The organism is Bartonella sp. TT67HLJMS, from assembly GCF_042193375.1.
In the GTDB taxonomy this organism is placed as follows: domain Bacteria; phylum Pseudomonadota; class Alphaproteobacteria; order Rhizobiales; family Rhizobiaceae; genus Bartonella; species Bartonella grahamii.
The window spans coordinates 228355-251994 of the sequence record NZ_JBHILP010000001.1 but is presented as its reverse complement, the minus strand read 5'-3'; the positions used below and the strand labels follow the sequence as shown (position 1 = coordinate 251994).

The 23640-nt window shown below is 37.5% G+C and carries 20 protein-coding genes; 7 read left to right on the top strand and 13 right to left on the bottom strand.

Features of this window, described 5'->3' with window-relative positions; all coding sequences use genetic code 11:
* Positions 1 to 113: 113 nt before the first annotated feature.
* From lpdA to ACFIJQ_RS00845, 8 genes are all read right to left on the bottom strand, one after another.
* Positions 114 to 1520, bottom strand: a complete 1407-nt coding sequence (lpdA, locus tag ACFIJQ_RS00880) for a dihydrolipoyl dehydrogenase (RefSeq protein ID WP_273787562.1) — start codon at positions 1518 to 1520, stop codon at positions 114 to 116.
* A gap of 31 nt (positions 1521 to 1551) precedes the next feature.
* Entirely contained in the window at positions 1552 to 2763 is a 1212-nt protein-coding gene (gene odhB, locus ACFIJQ_RS00875) for a 2-oxoglutarate dehydrogenase complex dihydrolipoyllysine-residue succinyltransferase (protein WP_273787561.1), read from the bottom strand.
* A 32-nt stretch (positions 2764 to 2795) separates the two neighbouring features.
* Positions 2796 to 5795 (bottom strand): 2-oxoglutarate dehydrogenase E1 component, encoded by a 3000-nt coding sequence (locus ACFIJQ_RS00870; protein WP_375628065.1) that lies wholly within the window; start codon positions 5793 to 5795, stop codon positions 2796 to 2798.
* Between the two features lie 164 nt (positions 5796 to 5959).
* On the bottom strand, positions 5960 to 6862 hold the full coding sequence (sucD, locus tag ACFIJQ_RS00865; RefSeq protein WP_375625535.1) for a succinate--CoA ligase subunit alpha: 903 nt from the start codon (positions 6860 to 6862) through the stop codon (positions 5960 to 5962).
* A 3-nt stretch (positions 6863 to 6865) separates the two neighbouring features.
* A complete protein-coding gene (sucC, locus tag ACFIJQ_RS00860) occupies positions 6866 to 8062 on the bottom strand; it encodes an ADP-forming succinate--CoA ligase subunit beta (RefSeq protein WP_375628063.1) in 1197 nt (398 codons plus the stop codon).
* A gap of 90 nt (positions 8063 to 8152) precedes the next feature.
* Positions 8153 to 9115 (bottom strand): malate dehydrogenase, encoded by a 963-nt coding sequence (gene mdh, locus ACFIJQ_RS00855; RefSeq protein WP_375628061.1) that lies wholly within the window; start codon positions 9113 to 9115, stop codon positions 8153 to 8155.
* Between the two features lie 288 nt (positions 9116 to 9403).
* Positions 9404 to 10603, bottom strand: a complete 1200-nt coding sequence (gene zapE, locus ACFIJQ_RS00850) for a cell division protein ZapE (RefSeq protein WP_273787557.1) — start codon at positions 10601 to 10603, stop codon at positions 9404 to 9406.
* A gap of 97 nt (positions 10604 to 10700) precedes the next feature.
* Positions 10701 to 11246 (bottom strand): AprI/Inh family metalloprotease inhibitor, encoded by a 546-nt coding sequence (locus ACFIJQ_RS00845; protein WP_273787556.1) that lies wholly within the window; start codon positions 11244 to 11246, stop codon positions 10701 to 10703.
* Between the two features lie 226 nt (positions 11247 to 11472).
* Here ACFIJQ_RS00845 and dapF point away from each other — a divergent pair, with 226 nt between their 5' ends.
* From dapF to ACFIJQ_RS00810, 7 genes are all read left to right on the top strand, one after another.
* Positions 11473 to 12324: a diaminopimelate epimerase gene (dapF, locus tag ACFIJQ_RS00840; RefSeq protein ID WP_015857109.1), complete on the top strand. Its 852-nt coding sequence runs from the start codon at positions 11473 to 11475 to the stop codon at positions 12322 to 12324.
* A complete protein-coding gene (gene mtaB / locus ACFIJQ_RS00835) occupies positions 12324 to 13607 on the top strand; it encodes a tRNA (N(6)-L-threonylcarbamoyladenosine(37)-C(2))-methylthiotransferase MtaB (protein WP_273787554.1) in 1284 nt (427 codons plus the stop codon). Before dapF ends, mtaB begins: the two co-directional genes overlap by 1 nt.
* Positions 13608 to 13621: 14 nt before the next feature.
* Complete coding sequence (gene ftsY, locus ACFIJQ_RS00830; RefSeq protein WP_273787553.1) at positions 13622 to 14875, top strand: signal recognition particle-docking protein FtsY; 1254 nt, start codon at positions 13622 to 13624, stop codon at positions 14873 to 14875.
* Positions 14872 to 15558: a septation protein A gene (locus tag ACFIJQ_RS00825; protein ID WP_375628057.1), complete on the top strand. Its 687-nt coding sequence runs from the start codon at positions 14872 to 14874 to the stop codon at positions 15556 to 15558. Before ftsY ends, ACFIJQ_RS00825 begins: the two co-directional genes overlap by 4 nt.
* A 62-nt stretch (positions 15559 to 15620) precedes the next feature.
* Positions 15621 to 16382, top strand: coding sequence for a hydroxyacylglutathione hydrolase (gene gloB / locus ACFIJQ_RS00820; protein WP_375628055.1), 762 nt, complete (start codon positions 15621 to 15623; stop codon positions 16380 to 16382).
* A 65-nt stretch (positions 16383 to 16447) separates the two neighbouring features.
* Positions 16448 to 16846 (top strand): hypothetical protein, encoded by a 399-nt coding sequence (locus ACFIJQ_RS00815; protein WP_375628053.1) that lies wholly within the window; start codon positions 16448 to 16450, stop codon positions 16844 to 16846.
* Positions 16847 to 16890: 44 nt separating this feature from the next.
* Positions 16891 to 17403 (top strand): hypothetical protein, encoded by a 513-nt coding sequence (locus tag ACFIJQ_RS00810; RefSeq protein ID WP_375628051.1) that lies wholly within the window; start codon positions 16891 to 16893, stop codon positions 17401 to 17403.
* A gap of 557 nt (positions 17404 to 17960) precedes the next feature.
* Here the strand turns inward: ACFIJQ_RS00810 and ACFIJQ_RS00805 are convergent.
* The 5 genes from ACFIJQ_RS00805 to mnmE form a co-directional block, all read right to left on the bottom strand.
* Positions 17961 to 18866: a ParB/RepB/Spo0J family partition protein gene (locus tag ACFIJQ_RS00805; protein WP_375628049.1), complete on the bottom strand. Its 906-nt coding sequence runs from the start codon at positions 18864 to 18866 to the stop codon at positions 17961 to 17963.
* A gap of 32 nt (positions 18867 to 18898) precedes the next feature.
* On the bottom strand, positions 18899 to 19696 hold the full coding sequence (locus ACFIJQ_RS00800; RefSeq protein ID WP_375628047.1) for a ParA family protein: 798 nt from the start codon (positions 19694 to 19696) through the stop codon (positions 18899 to 18901).
* Positions 19697 to 19702: 6 nt separating this feature from the next.
* Positions 19703 to 20350, bottom strand: coding sequence for a 16S rRNA (guanine(527)-N(7))-methyltransferase RsmG (rsmG, locus tag ACFIJQ_RS00795; RefSeq protein WP_375628045.1), 648 nt, complete (start codon positions 20348 to 20350; stop codon positions 19703 to 19705).
* A complete protein-coding gene (mnmG, locus tag ACFIJQ_RS00790) occupies positions 20350 to 22218 on the bottom strand; it encodes a tRNA uridine-5-carboxymethylaminomethyl(34) synthesis enzyme MnmG (RefSeq protein WP_375628043.1) in 1869 nt (622 codons plus the stop codon). Before mnmG ends, rsmG begins: the two co-directional genes overlap by 1 nt.
* A 106-nt stretch (positions 22219 to 22324) precedes the next feature.
* Positions 22325 to 23632: a tRNA uridine-5-carboxymethylaminomethyl(34) synthesis GTPase MnmE gene (mnmE, locus tag ACFIJQ_RS00785; protein ID WP_375628041.1), complete on the bottom strand. Its 1308-nt coding sequence runs from the start codon at positions 23630 to 23632 to the stop codon at positions 22325 to 22327.
* Positions 23633 to 23640 lie beyond the last annotated feature (8 nt).

Sequence of the window (23640 nt, the reverse complement as noted above, 5' to 3'; positions counted from 1 at the left end):
AATATTTCAATACAATTGGTTGTATTCCTTTTTAAAGTTTTAAAATGTTGTTGTATGCTTCACAAATATTTTCTGCCTCCTATGCCTTTTAAAATGTACTTTTTAAAAGATTTTTAAATATGAAGTGGTTTAGCAAATGTTGCCAAAGCTGCCTCACGCACGGCTTCTGATAAGGTAGGATGTGCGTGGCAACAACGCCCCAGATCTTCTGATGAACCACCAAATTCCATTAAAACTGCAATTTCATGGATCATTTCACCAGCACCAAATCCAAGAATATGCCCCCCTAATACCCGATCTGTTTTTTTATCAGAAAGGATTTTAACGAACCCATCACTCTTTTGCATTGCACGAGCACGACCATTAGCCATAAAAGGAAATTTGCCAACATTATATTCAATACCAGCAGTTTTTAGCTCTTCTTCTGTCTTTCCTACACTCGCAATTTCCGGCTGCGTATAAACAACACTAGGAATGACATCAAAATTAACATGCCCTTTTTGACCTGCCAAAATTTCTGCCACAGCAACGCCTTCTTCCTCTGCTTTATGCGCTAACATTGGCCCTTTTACGACATCACCAATCGCATAAATTCCTGGAACATTCGTCTGCCAATGGGCATCAATTGCAATAAATCCGCGTTCATCTAACTGAACACCAGCCTCTTGTAAGCCAAGCCCCTCCGTATACGGAGAACGTCCAGTAGCAATAAGCACAACATCAGCCTCTAAAGTTTCAGCTGCACCACCTTTGACGGCTTCAAAAGTCACCTGAGCAGTTGAGCCAGATTGTGTAACAGCCGTTACTTTTGTTCCCGTCTTATACTCTATCCCTTGTTTTTCCATTAATTTCTGAAATTGCCGTGAAACTTCACCATCCATTGAGCCCAAAACTTTATTAAGATACTCAATAATGGTAACTTTAGCACCTAAACGGCTCCAAACTGATCCAAGTTCTGAACCAATAACACCAGCACCCACTACAATCATATGCTCTGGTACTTTTTCAAGTGAAAGGGCTCCCGTAGAAGAAACGATAGTCTTTTCATCAATTTCAACATTCACCCCTGGAATGCCTGAACTCTCTGAACCCGTAGCAATAATAATATTTTTTGTTTCAATTGTTTGTTTATTACCATCTCTGGCAACAACTTCCACATGACCCGCACTCAAAATTTTGGCTGTTCCTAAAAAAGTATCAACTTTATTTTTTTTCATCAAAAAAGAAACGCCACTTGTATTGGCTGTCACCACAGCTTTCTTATGAACCATCATTTGTTCAAGATTAAGCTTAGATTTACCAATAGAAATACCAAGCGTTTCAAAACCATGCTGGGTTTCAGAAAACACTTCTGAAGCATGCAACAATGCTTTAGAAGGAATACAACCAACATTGAGACATGTTCCTCCTAATGTTGTACGCTTTTCAATAATCGCTACTTTAAGCCCCAGTTGTGCAGCCTTTATTGCTGCTACATAACCTCCTGGACCTGCTCCGATCACAGCCACATCATAAGACATCCGTTTCTCCTTTCATCCTGAAAACTGTATTTTACAAATCAAGAACAAGGCGTTCCGGATCTTCTAAGCTTTCCTTAACACGCACAAGGAAAGTTACAGCTTCTTGCCCATCCACAATACGGTGATCATAAGAAAGCGCTAAATACATCATGGGGCGGATCACAACTTGGCCCTCAACAACCATTGCTCGCTCTTTAATCGCATGCATTCCCAAAATACCAGACTGTGGTGCATTCAAAATCGGTGTTGACATCAACGATCCATACACACCACCATTGGTAATGGTAAAAGTTCCGCCTTGCATATCAGAAACGGCTAATTTTCCATCACGCGCAAGACGCCCCAAACGACCAATCTCTTTTTCAATCTCTGCCAATGACATTTGATCTGCATCTCGCACTACTGGAACAACAAGCCCTTTATCCGTTCCAACAGCAATTCCAACATTGACATAGTTTTTGTAAACAATATCTGTCCCATCAATCTCGGCATTAACAGCAGGAAGTTCTTTTAATGCATGACAAACAGCTTTGGTAAAAAAGCCCATAAAACCAAGTTTAACACCATGTTTCTTTTCAAAAAGGTCCTTATAACGCTTGCGCAAATCCATCACCGCTGACATATCAACCTCATTAAATGTGGTTAACATTGCTGCTACATTTTGTGCATCTTTAAGACGGCGAGCAATTGTTTGACGCAATTTCGTCATACGAACCCGCTCTTCACGTGTTTCTTGGACAGGAGCTGCCGAAGAACTCGTCGCAGAAGAAGAGGGTGTAGAGGCATTTGTACTTTGTTTTAATCCACCAAGAACATCTTCTTTAAGAATTTGTCCACGTTTTCCAGAACCTGAAATATCGCTTTTTGAAACATTATTTTCAGCCATCAATTTTGCTGCTGAAGGAGAAGGAGGCATTGTACTGCTCGAAGCAGGCTTCTCTGATTCAGATGAAGCCGCTGGAACAAGTGTAGCAGAAGGTGAAGATGATTGGGAGACACCAGCTTCTCCAGCTTCCACCACTCCTAAAAGAGCATTTACTTCAACCGTATCGCCTTCTTTTGCAATGATTTCAGATAATTTTCCCGCAACAGGAGAAGGAACTTCAACGGTCACCTTATCAGTTTCTAATTCAACCAAAGGCTCATCCATAGCGACAGCTTCGCCAAGTTTTTTAAACCATTTGCCAATCGTTGCTTCGGTAACCGATTCGCCCAAAGTAGGAACACGAATTTCAGTAGTCATAATATTTTTCCATACATCAGAGTAGTAATAAATTAAGAACCTAACGCGTCTTTAAGAAACGCAGCCAGTTGTTCAAGGTGTTTCACCATTAACCCAGAGGCCGGTGACGCACTCGCAGGACGTCCTGCATAACGAGCACGTGAATATTGCGCATTAATATGCGTCAAAACCCATTCCAAATAAGGCTCAATAAATGACCAAGCCCCCATGTTTTTTGGTTCTTCTTGGCACCAAAAAACTTCCGCCTGCAAAAAGCGCGACAACACATTCACCAAAACTTTAGCAGGGAAAGGATAAAGTTGTTCAACACGAAGGAGGTAAACATCATCAATACCCTTTTTTTCACGTTCTTCATAAAGGTCGTAATAAACCTTACCAGTACAAAGAACGACACGGCGAATTTTATTATCTTTCTGCAATTTAATGACAGAATCTTTGAGACATTCTGCATCATCAAGCAACACACGACAGAAACTTGTTTCCGGCCCCATTTCATTGAGAAGAGAAACAGCTCGCTTATGACGCAAAAGTGATTTCGGTGTCATCAAAATCAATGGCTTACGGAAATCACGCTTAATTTGTCGACGCAAAATATGAAAATAATTTGCAGGGGTTGTACAATTAGCAACCTGCATATTATCTTCCGCACAAAGTTGAAGAAACCGTTCTAAACGTGCAGAAGAATGCTCCGGCCCTTGCCCTTCAAAACCATGAGGCAATAAACACACAAGACCAGACATACGAAGCCACTTACGCTCCGCGGATGAAATAAATTGATCAAAAATGACCTGTGCACCATTAGAGAAATCACCAAATTGTGCTTCCCAAAGTGTTAATCCTCGTGGTTCAGCAAGAGAATATCCATATTCAAAACCAAGAACAGCTTCTTCAGAAAGCATAGAATTAACAACTTCATAAAGCGCTTGCCCTTTTTGTAAATGATTCAAAGGAATATAACGCGCCTCATTTTCTTGGTCATAAAGAACTGAATGACGTTGTGAAAAAGTTCCCCGTTCAACATCCTCACCGGAAAGACGAACTGGTGCTCCATCCAAACAAAGTGAACCAAAAGCTAGAGCTTCAGCGGTTGCCCAGTCAACACCCTCACCGGTTTCAAAAATTTTAGCACGATTATTTAAAAAACGTTGAATGGTTTTGTGAACGTGAAAATCTGCCGGAATTTCGACAATTTTCTGACCAATTTCCTTTAAAATTTTTAATTCAACACCGGTTGTTCTAGAATGTTGTTCATCAGAACTACTAAAAGCTTTGAGTCCTGTCCAGCTTCCATCAAGCCAATCAGCCTTATTAGGCTTATAAGAAGCACTTGCTTCAAATTCACCTTCAAGCTTATCGCGCCATAATTTTTTTTGTTGCTCAATCTCTTCTAAAGAAATCACCCCTTCTGCTACCAATTGGTCACTATAAAGCTGAAGTGTTGTTTTATGATTACGAATTGCCTTATACATAAGCGGCTGCGTAAAGGAAGGCTCATCACCTTCATTATGCCCATAACGGCGATAACAAAACATATCAATAACCACTGGTTTATGGAAAATTTGGCGAAACTCTGTTGCTATTTTGGCAACAAAAACAACTGCCTCAGGATCATCACCATTCACATGGAAAATTGGTGCATCAATCATTTTTGCAACATCTGATGGATAAGGCGAAGAACGTGAAAAACGCGGAGATGTTGTAAAACCAATCTGATTATTGATAATAACATGAAGTGAGCCTGCAACACGATAACCTTTAAGACCTGAAAGACCAAAAGTTTCTTGGATAACGCCTTGTCCTGCAAAAGCAGCATCACCATGAATAAGCAGTGGCATTACTTTTGAACGCTCACTTAATGAGAGTAAATCAGTATGTGCAGGTCCCATAAGTTGATCTTGTTTAGCACGTGCTTTTCCTATAACAACCGGATCAACAATCTCAAGATGAGATGGATTGGCCAACAGCGATAAATGAACTTTTTTACCATCAAATTCAAGATCAGCTGAAGTTCCCAAATGATATTTGACATCACCAGATCCCTCCACATCATCAGGCTTATAAGATCCCCCTTTGAATTCATGAAAGATAGCCCTATGCGGCTTGGCAAGAACTTGTGAAAGAACATTTAAACGACCACGATGTGCCATTCCTAAAATAACTTCCTGCACCCCTAAAGCACTACCACATTTGATAATCTGTTCAAGAGCGGGAATCAGCGCTTCACCACCATCGAGTCCAAAACGCTTTGTACCTTTATATTTAGTGTCTAAAAACTGTTCAAAACCTTCCGCCTGAATAAGCTTATTAAGGATAGCTTTCTTGTCTTGTTGTGTGAAAGAAATTTTTTCATCTCGCCCTTCAATGCGTTCTTGAAGCCATGCTTTCTGAACCGGATCAGAAACATGCATATATTCCACACCGATTGTTGAACAATAAGTACGGTTGAGAATTTCAAGCATTTGTGGAATAGTTGCATATTCCAAGCCTAAAACATTATCAATAAAAATGGGACGCTCATAATCAGCTGGAGTAAAACCATAAGCTTCTGGAGAAAGTTCCTTATAATCTTCTTGTTTTTCGGCCAATTGAAGAGGGTCAAGCCGCGCACGAAGATGCCCCCGTGCTCGAAAAGCACGAATCATCATAATTGCATGAACGGAATCACGTGTTGCACGAATAACATCTTGCTCACTGGAAGTTTTTCCCTTTTGTGCAGCACCTGTTATTGCTTTTTCCTTTAATTTATCACCAAGATATTTTTCAAGAGAAGACCAATCACCATCAAGAGCAGAAACCAATTCTCCATTTGCCTTTACTGGCCAATGATCACTTTGCCATGTTGCCCCTTCAGCATTTCTGAGAACATCTTCTTTATTATCATGAAGTCCTTCAAAAAAAGCACGCCACTGTGAATCAACACTGGTAGGATCTTTTTCATATTGAGCATAAAGTTGATCTATATAATCCGCATTGCCACCATAAAGAAATGATGTCTGTGCAAAAAGGCTATTTATTTCGTCCTGCCTTGCCATATACCTCTCCGGAACATCTATTCCGTCTCCTTATATCTCTTTTCGACCTTTAAATGCTTACAAAACAAGCAATGATTCAAACATTCAAAAAAGTTTTACCTTTTTATACTCAAGTTTTTTCACCTGAATCTAAGAACTTTTTCTTATTCAGGTGAAATTTTCTTTTAGCCCTTCAAAACTGACATCAAAGTCTTACCTATCTGTGATGGTGAAGGAGACACTCGAATCCCTGCTGATTCCATTGCCGCAATTTTATCTTCTGCTCCACCTTTACCACCAGAAATAACAGCACCAGCATGTCCCATTGTACGTCCTGGAGGAGCTGTACGGCCAGCAATAAAGCCAACAACTGGTTTTTTACGACCTTTTTTTGCTTCATCTTGCAGAAACTGTGCTGCTTCTTCTTCAGCAGAACCACCAATCTCCCCAATCATAACAATAGACTGAGTTTCATCATCCGCTAAAAACATTTCCAACACATCAATAAATTCAGTGCCCTTAACAGGGTCGCCACCAATCCCTATCGCAGTTGTTTGCCCGAGACCTTCCTGACTCGTTTGAAAAACGGCTTCATAAGTTAAAGTTCCCGACCTCGAAACAACCCCAACAGAACCTTTTCTAAAAATAGAACCAGGCATAATACCAATTTTACATTCATTTGGTGTAAGAATACCAGGACAATTAGGACCAATAAGACGAGACTTTGAGTTTTCTAATCGCGCCTTCACTTTAACCATATCCATAACGGGAATACCTTCCGTAATACAGATAATTAAACGAACTTCAGCTTCAATAGCCTCTATAATAGCTGCCGCAGCCCCTGCAGGAGGAACATAAATAACAGAAGCATCCGCGCCTGTTTTTTCCTTTGCTTCTGCAACATTAGCAAAGATAGGAAGAGTTTCGCCTTTTGAACCTTCCCATGTTTCTCCACCCTTTTTAGGATTAACACCCCCAACCATTTGCGTACCATGATAAGCAAGCGCCTGTTCTGTATGAAATGTTCCTGTTTTTCCTGTAAGCCCTTGAACTAGAACTTTTGTCTCTTTATTCACAAGAATCGACATAGCTTAAGCTCCCTTCACAGCTGCAACAATTTTTTGGGCAGCATCATCTAAATCATCAGCAGGAATAACATTCAAACCACTTTCATTGATAATTGCTTTACCCTGCTCAACATTAGTGCCTTCAAGACGAACAACTAAGGGAACCTTCAAACCAACCTCACGAACAGCAGCAACCACACCTTCAGCAATGACATCACAACGCATAATACCACCAAAAATGTTAACCAAAATGCCCTTAACATTTGGATCGGCCGTAATAATTTTAAAAGCAGCTGTCACCTTTTCTTTTGACGCTCCACCACCAACGTCAAGAAAATTTGCAGGCTCAGCTCCATAGAGTTTGATAATATCCATTGTTGCCATAGCAAGACCCGCACCATTAACCATACAGCCAATTGTACCCTCAAGAGCAACATAAGCAAGATCATGCTTTGATGCTTCAATTTCTTTTGGATCCTCTTCTGAAAGATCGCGTAATTCTAAAATATCTGGATGACGAAACAGAGCATTATTATCAAAAGAAACTTTTGCATCAAGAACACGTAAACGACCATCTTTCATCACAATAAGCGGATTGATTTCTAAAAGGCTCATATCTTTTTCACAAAATGCCTTATAGAGAATCGGAAAAAGCTTTTCACCATCTTCTCGCGCACTACTTTGTAGCTTCAATGCATCACAAAGTCTTGCACAATCAACCGAAGTAACACCCTCTACAGCATCAATGGGAAGCGTGAATATTTTTTCTGGTGTCTCTTCAGCAACCGTTTCAATATCCATTCCACCTTCTGTTGAAACAACAAAAGCAATTCGACCAACGCTACGATCAACCAAAAGTGAAAGATAAAGCTCCCTTTCAATATCAGCACCATCCTCAATGTAAAGACGATTGACCTGCTTACCCTCTGGACCCGTTTGTTTGGTTACCAAAGTTTTACCAAGCATTTCTTGAACATTTGCAATAACTTCTTCAACAGATTTTGCAAGCCGAACACCACCCTTTGCATCAGGACCAAGTTCTTTAAACTTACCCTTACCACGACCACCAGCGTGTATCTGACTTTTAACCACATAGAGAGGTCCGGGCAATTTTTCCGCCCATTTTTCAGCTTGCTCAACAGAATAAACAGCAACACCATTTGCAATTGGTGCTCCATATTCATGAAGCAGACGTTTGGCCTGATACTCATGGATATTCATGCATTTGTCCTTTTCTTTTATGGATCATTATTAATCCTAAAGTTTTAATATTCTAAATACTTAGTTTTAATGAATTAAATCTTGTTCAATTTACTTGAGACTAGGCACAAGAGCAATACAAGCTTCACAAAGCTTTTTAACTGCATTTACTGAATGATCAAAAGCATCTCTTTCTTCTTTATCAAGATCAATTTCAATGACTCGTTCAACACCACCTGCACCAATTACAACAGGAACACCAACGTAGGTATCATTAACCCCATATTCTCCTGAAAGATAAGCTGCAACAGGCACAACACGCTTAGTATCCTTTAAATAGGCCTCAGCCATAGAAACAGCAGAAGCTGCTGGTGCATAATAAGCAGAACCTGTTTTTAACAAACCAACAATTTCTGCACCGCCATTACGGGTACGCTGGATAATTTGATCAATTCTTTCCTGTGTTGTCCAGCCCATCTTTACAAGATCAGGCAAAGAAATACCACCAACCGTTGAATAACGCACGAGAGGAACCATTGAATCACCGTGCCCACCTAAAACAAACGCCGTCACATCTTTAACAGAGACCTTAAATTCCTCAGATAAGAAATGACGAAAACGTGCTGAATCAAGAACACCAGCCATACCAACCACTTTATGTGTAGGGAGACCTGAAAATTTCTGCAATGCCCACACCATCGCATCAAGGGGATTGGTAATACAAATAACAAATGCTGAGGGCGCGTATTTTTTAATTCCAGCTCCAACTTGTTCCATCACCTTTAAATTAATTCCCAAAAGATCATCTCGGCTCATACCAGGTTTTCGCGCAACGCCTGCTGTTACAATAACAACATCAGATCCTTCAATTGCTTCATAAGCATTAGCACCTTTTAGACTGATATCAAAACCGTCAACGGGAGAAGATTCGGCGATATCTAGAGCCTTACCTTGTGGCACACCTTCCGCAATATCAAATAAAACAACATCACCAAGTTCTTTAAGCCCAATAATATGTGCTAAAGTACCACCAATCATACCTGAACCAATGAGAGCTATTTTTTTTCGTGCCATTTTATTTTTTCCTAACTTTTAGATAATTCAGCGCACACCCATCAGCGTCCGTATACTGAATATTTTTGACTTCAACCATATTCAAACAATATCATAAAAAGGAGTAAAGAAATGAAATTTACAAATTTTTCTCCTTACAGAAACAACAACCCTCCGCTGAAACAACTATTAGAAAATTATCACGATGTATCGATAAAGTGAATTTTAAAAAAATACAACAGAATTATTACATTTCTTTAATTTCAAAGAGTTATTGTTTTTACAGTTTACGTAAAGGTAAAAGTATAATCAATGCTTCTTCTTCAAAAGAAAATGTTCTTCCCAAAGTTTTAAATAATCGTGGCTTTGCATTTCAAAAAGACGTGACTGTGTTCTTTGAAATTCAAATGTTTCCGTAATCTGCGCATGCCCTTTATACAAATCCCCCACCTCTGCCGCAGCCGACATAAACAACCGTATGTGGCGCTCATAAAGAATATCAATAAGCAAAATAAACCGTTTTGTTTCATTGCGACATGTATCATCCATGACCGGTACATTATCAATAAAAATCGTATGATAACGCTCCCCTAATACCAAATACTCAGCCGCTGCCAAAGGCTTTGCACATAAATCTCTATAATCAAAGCGTGCACATCCTGCACCAACACGCGGAATAGGAATAAGGCGCCCTTTTATAGAAAGCTCTTCAGATATCTCCTTATGTCCTTGCAATACAAGTGCCCATGCTTGATCCATGCATTCATCTGCTTTTTTCCCTAAAGGTGCTACATACACAGGCTGTAGATTTGATTTTTCAAGACGATAATCTGTTTTTGCATCAAGATTAACAACACGAACATATGCTTTCAAAACTTGAATAAAAGGCAAAAAGAGTTCACGATTTAAACCGTTATAATAAAGGTTATCCGGCGCCACATTTGAAGTCGCAATAAAGAAAATTCCTTTATCAAACAAAGCAGAAATAAGCCGCCCCAATACCATAGCATCAGCAATATCTGTTACACTAAACTCATCAAAACAAAGTACCTTTGCTTCTCGTGCAAGATCTTCAGCAACAGCTAAAATAGGATTATCTTGTTTAAACTTTTCACCCCCAGATGCTTGACGATAAAAATTAATACGCTCATGCACATCAGTCATAAAATCATTAAAATGAGCACGCTTTTTATGACCTTTAGGCAAACAAGAAAAGAACAAATCCATCAGCATGGTTTTGCCCCTTCCTACTTCACCAAAAACATACAATCCCTGAAAAGAACCTTTTTCATCCCCTTGTTTTACAACACAAGAGATATTTTGTTTTTTCCTCTTAAATATTCTATTAAAGAAAGAGCAAAATATCCAAGTCCAAGGACGAGAGATGTTTTGTTCCGCAATTTTTTTTAATAAATGATCAAAATATTCTGTTATAGCTAATTGAGCGGGATCAAAACAAACCTCCCCTTTAGAGACAAGCTCTTTATAACGTGTTGAAACGAGAATCATCCAAATAACCTTTTCAAACCGTTCTCAATGAAAAATACAAATACTTTTCACGAATCTGCCCGTCTAGCTTAGTTTTTCATAAACGATCAAAAATGATTTAACGACTTAAAACAACGGGATGATCATCAAGTGTACGTCCCTCAAAACGATCAACATTTGAAGAGTAGAGAGCAAGGATAACACGTCCAGAGTTATTATAAAAATATAATCTTTTTCCTTTAACAGCCCACGATCTCACTTGGGAAGCAATTCCTGGACAGTGTAAAGGACCAGCACGGTACCCTTGTCCAAACTTTGTTTGCGGCGTTGCGATCCGGCAAACTTTACCCCCTATAGAAAGATTCCATACACCAGCAACACTTGCAGGAAATAAATCAGTAGCATTACTTGGCAACTCGAGACTAGCCATTCGTCCATCACTCTGAGAATCTCCTTTTTCATACATCGAAGCGTTTGCTGCCTCAGATATCGACGAAGAAGTAGATGACAGATCAGACACTTCCAATGTTGTCATTTGTTGAGATGGATAAAAAACTTCTAATGCGTTACTACCGTCATTACTGTCAAACCGTGTTGTTGAACATCCCCCTAAAAGCATTACAGTTGATAGTGCAACGAAAAACGAAATTTTTGAAAACGACATATCTGTACTCTCTCCCACGACAATAAATAAGTTCACAAAAAAATTAAGTGAATATTTGTTATATTTACAAAGATAAATTAACAAATTAAAAAAAACAGGTTAAAATCACTTATTTTTAAACGAAATAATTTATGTACCCAATTTTATCTTTATTAAAGACTAGAAATTTATAAGATTTTCAGTCATATATCTCTTTATAAATAATCATTAGAAATAGAGAAGTTTCATGAAAACGCCATTTAGCAAAATGGACGGTCTTGGAAATCAAATTATTGTTATTGATATGCGTGAAAGCACTCATGCTCTTACACCACAAGCAATCCTTGCTTTGTCAGCAGATCCCGAAATACACTTTGATCAAATCATGGCTATCCACACACCAACCCAGAAAAAAGCCGACTTCCGCATAGAAATATGGAATGCCGACGGATCAATGGCTAAAGCTTGTGGCAATGGTACCCGCTGTGTCGTTGCATGGCTTAAAGATCACAATTTTGGTGAAAAATTTCGTTTAGAAACTCCCGCTGGAATTATTGAAGGGACATATCAAACCGATAATCTCATTTCTGTTGATATGGGATGCCCAAATTTCAATGCAAAAGAGATGCCTGTTTCACGTGAAATAGTTGATACTAATCACGTAGAAATTACGGCTGGTCCTCTAAAAGATGCTTGTCTCATATCCATTGGCAATCTCCATGCTATCTTTTTTGTTGAAAATGATATTCAACATATTCCATTAGAAAAATATGGACCAAAACTTGAACATGATCCCCTATTTCCCGAACAGTGCAATATTTCCATTGCTTGCATAACGTCAAAGAAAAGTCTAAATTTACGGACATGGGAGCGAGGAGTAGGATTAACACAAGCATGTGGAAGTGCTGCCTGTGCAAGTGCAGTGGCTGCTTATCGTCGTGGTCTTACACAACGCCATATTGATGTAAACTTACCAAAGGGAACACTTAATATTTTTTACCGAGAAGACGATCATGTTATTATGACAGGACCAATAAAATATCAATTTAGTGGTTTTTTAAGCCCTTTAACAGGGTGCTACAAAAAGGATCACTCCTGATGGCAATAGAAATTGTAACTTTTGGTTGTCGACTTAATAGCTACGAATCGGAAATCATTCGCAAAGAAAGTACTTCTTCAGGGCTAGATCAGCTTAAAGATGGTGCTATTATCTTTAATACCTGTGCTGTCACTGCCGAAGCTGTGCGACAAGCAAAACAAGCTATCCGCAAAGCACGACGTGAAAATCCTCACGCACGTATCATTGTAACAGGGTGTGCCGCTCAAACAGAAGCACAAAATTTTGCCTCAATGACAGAAGTGGATCTCGTTTTAGGAAACGAAGATAAACTTCACGCCCATTCTTATCGTCAACTTCCTGATTTTGGTATTAACCATTCCGAAAAGGTGCGTATCAATGACATTATGGAAGTACAAAAAATTGCTCCACATATGGTCAGTGCAATGCAAGAGCGCACCCGCGCTTTTGTACAGGTACAAAACGGATGTGATCATCGCTGTACATTTTGCATTATTCCTTATGGACGAGGACCATCTCGCTCAGTTCCCATGGGTGCTGTCATAGAACAAATTAAAAAGCTGATAGGTGAGGGTATTCAAGAAGTTGTCCTTACAGGTGTTGACCTTACAAGTTATGGCCACGATCTTCCTGGAAAAGCTACTCTAGGAAAATTAACTTCAGCAATTTTGCATCATGTCCCTGACTTAGCGCGATTACGCCTCTCATCTATTGACTCTATTGAAGCAGACGAAGAACTCATCAATCTTTTAGCTTATGAAACAAGGATCATGCCCCATTTGCATTTATCTTTGCAAGCAGGTGATAATATGATTTTAAAACGGATGAAACGGCGACACTTACGCGAACATGCCATTCAATTTTGCCAAGAATTGCGTGCCAAACGTCCTACAATGGTTTATGGTGCCGACTTAATTGCTGGTTTTCCTACAGAAACAGAAGAGATGTTTCAAAACAGTCTTGTTTTAATCAAAGATTGTAATTTAACCCATCTCCATGTCTTCCCCTTTAGTCCAAGAGAAGGAACACCTGCCGCACGTATGCCACAAATCAACCGTAAAATAGTTAAGATGCGTGCTGAAAAATTACGTAAAGCAGGTGAGGAGGCTTACCAAAAGCATCTTGCTCATTTGCAAAACAGTCTACAAACAGTTCTCATTGAAAAAGATGAAATCGGACGAACAGAAGATTATACTCTTGTACAAGTTAAAGGTGCAAAAGTAGGAACAATTGTTCAAGCCCTTATCGTTGATCATGATGGCGATAAATTGATTGCTGTCCTTCCAAAATTAAACGCTGCTTGAGCAGGAAAATTCTTATGACGAAATCTTTTATAAAAAAAATATTCTCTTTTAATAAATCTCAAGAGCAGGAAATGGAACAACAGATTTCTATTCCTGATAAAAGCGATATAATGGAAGAAAATAAAGACAAAAATGAAAGGACAAAAAATAACCAAATCTCTATAGACACAGAAAAAGAAGAACAAACAAAAAATCGAGAGTCAACACTTACAAAATATGATGAAAAATCTCCATTTCTAGAATCCCATTCTGATAAAATTCCTCTTTCTGGTAAAATTATTGTCACAGACAACATCCGTGAAAAAAAGAATGAAGAAATTTTATCTGAACCTTCTGTTGAACAAAAAAAGATAGCGTGGTTTGGGCGCCTTAAAAAAAGTCTATCTCTTTCTTCACAACGCCTAAGCGGATCAATTGGCGACCTCTTTGTTAAAAGAAAACTTGATGAAGATACATTGCAAGAGCTCGAAGATATCCTTATCCAAGCTGATCTTGGAGTAGAAACGGCGACACGCATCACAAATACTTTAGCTTCCAGTCGTTACGGAAAAGATCTTTCCCCAGACGATATTCATACTATTGTAGCTGATGAGGTCAAAAAAGTTCTGGAACCTGTTGCAATTCCATTAGAGCTTGATCTCAGCTATAAACCTCATGTTATTTTGCTGGTAGGTGTAAATGGAACTGGAAAAACGACAACAATCGGAAAACTTGCAGCAAAATTAACAGCAGGGGGATTAAAAGTTATGCTTGCAGCTGGTGATACTTTCCGAGCCGCAGCTATTGAACAATTGCATATTTGGGGTAAACGTACTGATTCTCCTGTTATTTCGACAAAATTGGGTGCAGATGCCGCCAGCTTAGCCTTTGATGCTTATGAAAAAGCAAAAAAAGCAAACAGCGATGTATTAATTATTGATACAGCAGGGCGTTTACAAAATAAATCTGAATTGATGGATGAGTTGGCAAAAATTATTCGTGTTTTAAAAAAACACACTCCCCAAGCACCCCATACAATCCTTCAAACGCTTGATGCAACTACCGGACAAAATGCACTCAACCAAGTGGAAATTTTCCGTGATATTGCTGGTGTTAATGGTTTAGTCATGACAAAGCTGGATGGGACCGCACGAGGAGGGATTCTTGTCGCTATAGCAGCAAAATATAAATTACCCGTTTATTTTATCGGTATAGGAGAAAATATTGAAGACCTTCAACCTTTTTCTGCTTCTGACTTTGCCGAAACTATCGCAGGAAAACATACATGAAACAGCCTTTATCTAACTCTAATTCACACAATAATTCTGAAAAAAATATGAATAACAATAAGAAAATCCCTCTCTCACCAACCATAAAATTTTTCTTGGAAATGGGGCCGTTAGTCGTCTTTTTTCTGGCCAATTATAAGGGCGAATGGTTGATAAAAAACATTGGATTTTTTCAAAATTTTAGCAAACCTATTTTCCCTGCAACAGCTATTTTTATGATAGCTATTATTATTTCTCTAAGCTTATCATGGATTCTTGCACGACAAATTCCTATTATGCCCCTTATTTCAGGAATCTTTGTTCTAGTCTTTGGATTTTTAACTCTTTGGCTTCACAACGATACTTTCATCAAAATGAAACCAACAATTATTAATAGCTTATTTGCGCTCATCCTCTTTGGTGGTATGTGTTTTAAAAAACCACTTTTACGTTATGCTCTTGATTCTACATTAAAACTTGATGATTTAGGCTGGCAAAAACTTACCTATCGTTGGGCATTCTTTTTCGTTTTTCTTGCCCTTTTGAATGAAATCATTTGGCGCAATTTTAGCGATAATTTTTGGACCAGCTTTAAAGTATTTGGTGTTATGCCTATAACAGTCCTTTTCATGCTTACCCAAATGCCTATCATTATGAAACATTCAAAAGGACTTTTCACAGAAGAGGACAAATCTGATTCTTAAAAAAATTCACCACTATATATTATTTTATAGATTCATCACCAAACACTGTTCAGGAGAAAAACATGTTGATTGAACAGTTTATTTGTCGAAAAGATAACTTTGGTGTACTCATTCATGATGAAAAAAGTGGCTATACAGCTGCAATCGATGCACCTGAAAGTGAAGCGATTCATAACGCCTTAAAACGCCGTAACTGGACGCTTCAGACTATTTTTGTAACTCATCATCATCACGACCATGTAGAAGCATTGGAAGAATTAAAACAAGTATACAACGCTATGGTTATCGGACCAGAAGCAGAAAAAGAAAAGATTCATCATCTTGATCAAACACTTCAACCTGATGAAAAACTTCTCTTTGGTTCTCATCCACTTTTGGCTCTTTCAACACCTGGTCACACTTTGGGCGCATTATCTTATTATTTTCCTGAGAAAAGTTTACTCTTTGCTGGAGATACACTTTTCTCACTCGGTTGTGGACGCCTTTTCGAAGGAACACCTGCTCAAATGCTGAACTCTTTAAAAAAGCTTCGTCAACTTCCCGATGAGACACTTCTTTATTGTGGTCATGAATATACCAAAACCAATGCTCTTTTCGCATTAACACTTGATCCACATAATCAAAAACTTCGTCAAAGAGTGGAAGAAGTTTTTTTGCTACGTGCAAAAAACGCTATGACTTTACCAGTAACCTTAGGGAGAGAAAAAGCCACCAATCCCTTTCTCCGCTGGGATGATAGTGTGTTGCGAAAGAACCTCGCAATGGAAGAAGAAACAGATGAAGAAATCTTTGCTGAAATTCGAAGAAGAAAGGATAAATTTTAAACATGCTTAAGTTCGTATTACGTTTGTTTCTCCTTTTTCTTTTCGTGATACATACTCAACTAACAATGGCAGAGGAAAAGGAAACAGACAAAAAATCCGATTTCCTGTATTCCATTAGAACTTACACCTTAACAGAAGATTTTCTCTTAAAAATGGAACAAATTGGAAAAGAGTATGAAAATTTACTGCCAGAGTTGAAAGCATCTAATATCCCATGTAACAATACTATTAAAGAATTTACCGCTTACATTTCTGATCAACCAAAATTAATGAATATTTTAAAAAATAATAACATCACGCCTAGAGATTTTTTTCTTGGTTGCAATGCGCTTGCGGGAACATTAATGTCACTTATCTGGGGTGAATTTGATGAAAAAAGCACCGTATTTTTAAGCAATTTGGAATTTGGTAAAAAACATATGTATAGAGTATATACTGTTGTAGAAAAAACTTGTGGCTGTTAACTTAAAAAATTAATTGACTTAGCAAACAAGGGTAAATTTTAAACATGTTCAAGTTAGTGTTACGTTTGTCTCTCCTTTTTCTTTTCGTAATATATACTCAACTAACAATGGCAAAGGAAAAGGAAACAGATAAACAATTCGAATTCCCACATATTATTGCAAATTACACCTTAACAGAAGATTTGCTTTTAAAAATGGAACAAATTAATAAAGAAGTGTGTGAAAGCTCACCATCAGAATCAAAAGTATCCGATACTGAAAAAGAATCTGATATTGAAATTGAACACGACCACAGTATTGAAGGATTCGTAGCTTCTATTTCTAATCAACCAAAATTAATGAATATTTTAAGAAAAAATAATATAACACCTAAAGATTTTGCTATAGGAACCCTCGCCCTTCAAGCAACATTAACAACGGTTTTAGCTCCTCTTGAACTTCTTAAAGAAGATGGGATTTCTTTTGATGAAAAAAATACTGTAGTTTCAAACAATTTAGAGTTTGGTAAAAAATATATGTATAGAATACTTGCTATTTTAAAAAGTCGTTGTAAATAGAATTCGTTCTATTTTGAACAGACGATTGACTTCGCAGACGAAAAATTCTTTGCTGAAATTCGAAAAAGAAAGAAAAATTTCAAACAATGTTTTAATTGGCATTGTGTTTGCTTTTTCTTTCCCTTTTTTACATATGTTCAATTAACAATGGCAAAGAAAAAGCAAACAGACAATCAATTTGTTTTCTCCCTAGCAGCAATCAAAATATCATTATAAATTATCCTTTAACAGAATATTTCCTCTCAAAAATAGAATAACTAAAACAAATAAATTGAGGATTTACCTCCAGAGCCAGAGGCATCCAATACCGGAAATGATAACAGCATTGAAGGGTTCATTTCTTCTATTTCTGCTAGATCAAAACTAACAGATCTTTTAAGAAAATATAATCTCTCACCTAAAGATTATGTTATTGGTCTCATGGCCCTTTAAACAACTTTAGCTGTAATAATAGCCTTTGAAGATAAAAAATTCTCTTCAAAAATACTATACCTTCAGATAATTTTAATTTAAGTCAAAAATATATCGATAGAATTCGTGCTATTTTAGACAATTAATTAGTTTTGCAAACGCCGGCAAATATCATCCAATTGTTCTAGTGAAGAGTAGCGTATTTTTAAATCACCACCTTTTTTGCCATGCCGAATAGTCACTTTCATTCCGATCACGTCTGCAAGTAATTTTTCTAAAGATTTTGTTTCTGTATCTTTCTCAACAGCAGTTCGTTTTTTGACTTTTGGATTTGCCTGTTCATACGCAAGTATTTCTGTTTGGCGCACAGAAAGTCCTTCGCGAATAATTTTTTCGGCTAAATCCTGTGGATTCTCAACAGTGATAAGACAGCGTGCATGACCAGCGGAGAGTTGCCCGTCGGTTAAGAATTGTTGTACTTTTTGTGGAAGTTTTAACAAACGAAGCGTATTAGCAACATGACTGCGACTTTTTCCAATAACTTGCGCTAAATCTGCCTGCGTATATCCATGTTCATTCAGCAAAATTTCATATCCCATTGCTTCTTCTATAGGATTAAGATCGGCACGTTGAACATTTTCAATAATTGCCAATTCCAAAGCCGTTTTATCATCTACATCGCGAACAATAACAGGTAATTTATTTAAATTAGCTCGCTGTGCAGCACGCCAACGCCGTTCGCCAGCAATTAATTCAAAACGATGAGGATGATCACGTGATGGTCTTACAATAACAGGTTGAACAACACCGTGCTGGCGAATTGATTGTGCTAAATTATCAAGTTCTGAATCGGTAAAATGGCGTCGCGGATTATGTGGATTGCACGAAATAGATTCAAGTGGAACAAATCGTTCAGAAACAGGAGAAGCTGTATTGGACTCTGTAAATTTGTCAGTATTTGATGAACGTGTAAGATCGCTGTTTAAACTGATATCCCCAATTAATGCCGCTAATCCACGACCCAGTCTTTTTTTTGATTGATCATCATTCATAATTTTGCTCTTTAAATTTTTAGTTGATTTTTTTAAGCAGCAGCACGTGCTTGTTTTTCACGTTGAATCATTTCTGATGCTAGACGCAAATAAGCTTGGCTCCCAGCACATTTGAGATCATAAAGCAATACAGGTTTTCCAAAAGAGGGCGCTTCTGATACTCTTACATTTCGTGGAATAACAGTACGATAAACCTTATCTCCCATAAAAGAACGTACATCTTCAACAACTTGATTTGAAAGATTATTACGTCCATCATACATTGTTAGAACGATACCTTGGATTTCTAAAGATGGATTAAGTACGGATCGCACTTGTTTTACTGTTTCAAGTAATTGACTTAAACCTTCAAGTGCTAAAAATTCACACTGCATAGGCACTAAAACAGAATCCGCAGCCCCCATAGCATTAAGTGTTAAAAGATTAAGGGAGGGAGGACAATCAATTAAAATATAATTGAATTTTTTTTCCATTTCCGGATCATCATAGAAAGCTTTACGTAAGCGTTGTATGCGATCTTGTGATGAAGAAATTTCCATTTCCACACCTAAAAGATCAAGTGTAGAGGGAACTATATAAAGATTAGGTACTGCTGTTTTTAAAGCCGCTTGTGCAATTGAAATTCCCGAAACTAAAACATCATAAGAAGATAAAGGACGGTTATTACGATCAATCCCTAAACCTGTACTAGCATTACCTTGTGGATCAACATCCATAATAAGGACATTTTCACCAATAGCCGCTAAAGCTGTTGCAAGATTAATTGCTGTGGTTGTTTTTCCGACTCCACCCTTTTGGTTTGCAATAGCGATAATTCGTGTTTCGCTCATTTTGCTCTACCCTCTATATGATCGAATATGAGAAATTTCCAAAATAACAGAATTTTCATCAACTTTACTTTTATGTTTTAACAGATCAAAGTGCCAATTGGCAGAGGCATTTTTTATTTCTGTAGCGTAATCCCGACCTTTTTGCAAAAGAGCGATTGTTTTTTCTGTTAATAAAGGAAAAATAAGTTGTAAAAGACTATTGAGCGGCGCTAATCCCCGTGCCGTTATAATATCAGATATGGGAATTTTTTGATATACATCTTCAATTCTAGCGTGATAAACCGTTGCTGGAAGATTAAGTTGAGCAATAACTGTTCGCAAAAAAGCAACTTTTTTCCCATTACTTTCAACAAGATTAATATGTCCTACTTTTTTTTCTTTCAAAAAGATAGCAATCACAATTGCAGGAAAACCTCCTCCTGATCCTAAATCACACCAATGTAAAGAATGAGCATACAAAGGAAAAATTTGTGCTGAATCTAGAATATGCCGTGTCCATAGATCTGGTATCGTTGTAGCAGATATCAAATTAATATGTGCATTCCATTGAAGTATTAAAGACTCAAACTGAATTAAATTTTCCATCGTTTCACGTGAAACAGAAGGAACAATATTTAATAATTGTTGATATTTTTTTTCTGTAGAAAAATCCATTAAGCTGTTTTAGCCTTTTCACGTCGTTGACGTTGAATATATGTAATAATAAGCGATAACGCGGCGGGTGTCATGCCATCAATTTTTTGTGCATCAGCAATTGAACGCGGCGACACTTCTTGAATTTTTGATTTAAGTTCATTTGAAAGACCTGAAATTGCCTGAATATCAAGAGAAGAAGGAATTTCTAAACGCTCATCTCTTTGAAGAGAGGCAATATCTTGTGCTTGTTTATCTAAATAAACCGCATATTGTGCTTCAATTTCTAAAGATTCTGCTGTTTTAGAATCAATTTTTTGTAATTGTGGCCAAAAATCCGAAAGACGCTCTAAAGTCATATGAGGATATGCAAGAAAATCATAAGCTGAACGCCGAATTCCATCATGATTAACGTGTAATCCATGAGCAGAAGCTTCATTGGGTGTTAAAAAAAGATTTTGACATATTGATCGTGCTTGATCAAGGCGTTCTTGTTTTTTCTGATAACATTCCCAACGTATTTCACTCACAATACCCCATTTTTGTGCCAAAGGTGTTAAACGTGTATCAGCATTATCAGATCTTAAAGATAAACGAAATTCAGCACGTGATGTAAACATCCTATAAGGTTCACAAACACCACGTGAAACCAAATCATCAACCATAACACCAATATAAGCGGTAGAACGACTTATAAGTATTTCATCTAATTTACCTACTTTACGTGCCGCATTTAATCCAGCTAAAAGTCCTTGTGCTGCTGCTTCCTCATATCCTGTTGTACCATTAATTTGGCCTGCTAAGAACAAACCCGGTAAAGAACGTAATTCTAAGCTTCTCGTTAATTGTTGTGGATTAACAAAATCATATTCAATAGCATAACCAGGTTGCAAAACTATAGCATTTTCCAACCCTTCAATGGTTTTCAATAGAGAAATTTGTACATCTTCAGGAAGAGAAGTAGAAAGACCATTTGGATAAACAATATCATCATTTAATCCTTCTGGTTCCAGAAAGATCTGATGTCCATCACGTTCTCCAAACTTCACAATTTTATCTTCAACAGAAGGACAATAACGTGGTCCTAACCCTTCAATATTTCCAGAATATAAAGCAGAACGATAAATATTCTCGCGAATAATTTGATGTGTTTTCTCATTTGTACGTGTTATTGCACATTCAATTTGTGGTTGTTCAATTTTCTCTGTTAAAAGAGAAAAGGGAATGGGATTTTCATCTGCTTGTTGTTTTGGAAGATGATCCCAAGCAATTGTTTTTTTACTCAAACGAGCAGGGGTTCCTGTTTTTAATCGACCAAGTTTTATATGATAATTTTTTAAACGTTTAGCAAGTTGCACACTTGACTGATCTCCCATACGTCCAGCAGCCCATGTTTTATCACCAATATGAATAAAGCCATTTAAAAATGTTCCTGTTGTTAAAACAACAGCACCAGATAAAATTGCTCCTTGTTTTTTTAAAATAACACCTGATACACAATTATCTTTAACAACCAGATCAATAACTTCATCCTCAATAAGAGTAAGATTTTCTTGTTCTTTTAATAATTTTTGAATTGCTTTTTTATAAAGTTGTCGATCCGCCTGTGTCCGTGGTCCTCTTACTGCCGGTCCTTTACGTCTATTAAGTAGTCTAAACTGAATCCCAGCAGCATCTGCTGCTCTTCCCATGAGACCATCTAACGCATCTATTTCACGAACTAGATGCCCTTTTCCAAGTCCACCAATAGCAGGATTACATGACATTGTTCCCAGTGCTGATATTTTATGTGTAACAAGCGCTGTTTTGGCTCCTACACGCGCTGAAGCTGAAGCCGCTTCACAGCCAGCATGACCACCACCAACAATAACAACATCATATGATTGCATTTTATTCATTCCGTAGAAAATATTCTAAGGTTTCACGTGAAACAGAATATAAATTACATAATCTTTATAATCTGTCTATGAAATAATCAATGTTTCACGTGAATCATTATTTACCAACACAAAACTCTGAAAAAATAATATCAAGCAAATCTTCAACATCAATATCTCCTGTAATTTTTCCAAGAAAATCACTTGCACAACGGAGATGTTCTGCACGTAAACTGAGATCAAGAGAATTATAATTAAGAGAATATTCAATCTCTTTAACAGCCTCCTTTAATAATTGAAGTTGTCTTTTACGCGCCGGAACAATATTTCCAATTTCAGAAGCACGATGATGACAAAATGATTCAAGTTCTTTGATAAAATAATCAAAATTTAAACCAGTTAATGCGGAAAATTGTATAGACCAATGCTGATCATTTTTTTCATAAAGATCAAGCTTATTGCCAACACACCATATTTCAGCCGATGTTTCTGGTAAATCAACTTGCTCAGGATTTCCTATATCATAAACCAAAATAACTAAATCAGCTTCCCTAACATGCTGTTTAGCAACTTCTATTCCCATTTGTTCTATTTTATTTTCTGTTTTTCTAAAACCAGCAGTATCCGTTAAAAAAATAGGTAAACCACCAAGAATAATTCTCATTTCTAAAGCATCACGGGTTGTTCCTGCTTCTTCCGTTACAATAGCAACAGATCTTCCTGAAAGACGATTCATAATGCTTGATTTTCCAGAATTTGGAGCACCAGCAATAACAATTTTTAATCCATCACGTAAAATACTAGCACGCTCTCCTTCAGTAATATATTCACGAATAGAAGTACAAAGATCCTCAACATCTTTCCAAACTTTATCAGATATTGCGTTGGGAATATCTGCTTCATCAACAAAATCAAGTTCTGCCTCAATAAAAGCACGCGCCTTCATAAGCTTATGACGCCAATCACGATAAAGCGTCGTTAAATGTCCACTTGTACCCATAACAGCTAAACGCCGTTGGCTTTCCGTTTCTGCTTCTATTAAATCAGCAAGACCTTCTGCTTGAACAAGATCTAATTTTCCTTCCATAAAAGCACGACGTGAAAATTCACCTGCTTCTGCAATACGGCATCCAGAAAATGTCGACAATTCATCGAGAAAACGACTAACAACGGCTTTTCCTCCATGTAAATGGAATTCTGCACAATCTTCCCCCGTAAAACTATAAGGAGCAGGAAAAAAAACAGTTAAACCAGAATCTAAAAAGCTCCCATCACGAGCAGTAAGATTTCCATAATGCATAAAACGTGCTTTAGGTAAACGACCACAAAGCGTTTTAACTATATCCACAACATGAGGACCAGAAAGCCGAATGACTGCAACCCCTGAAGGTAACAATCCACTCGAAACAGCAAAGATTGTATCCACAGGTTTTA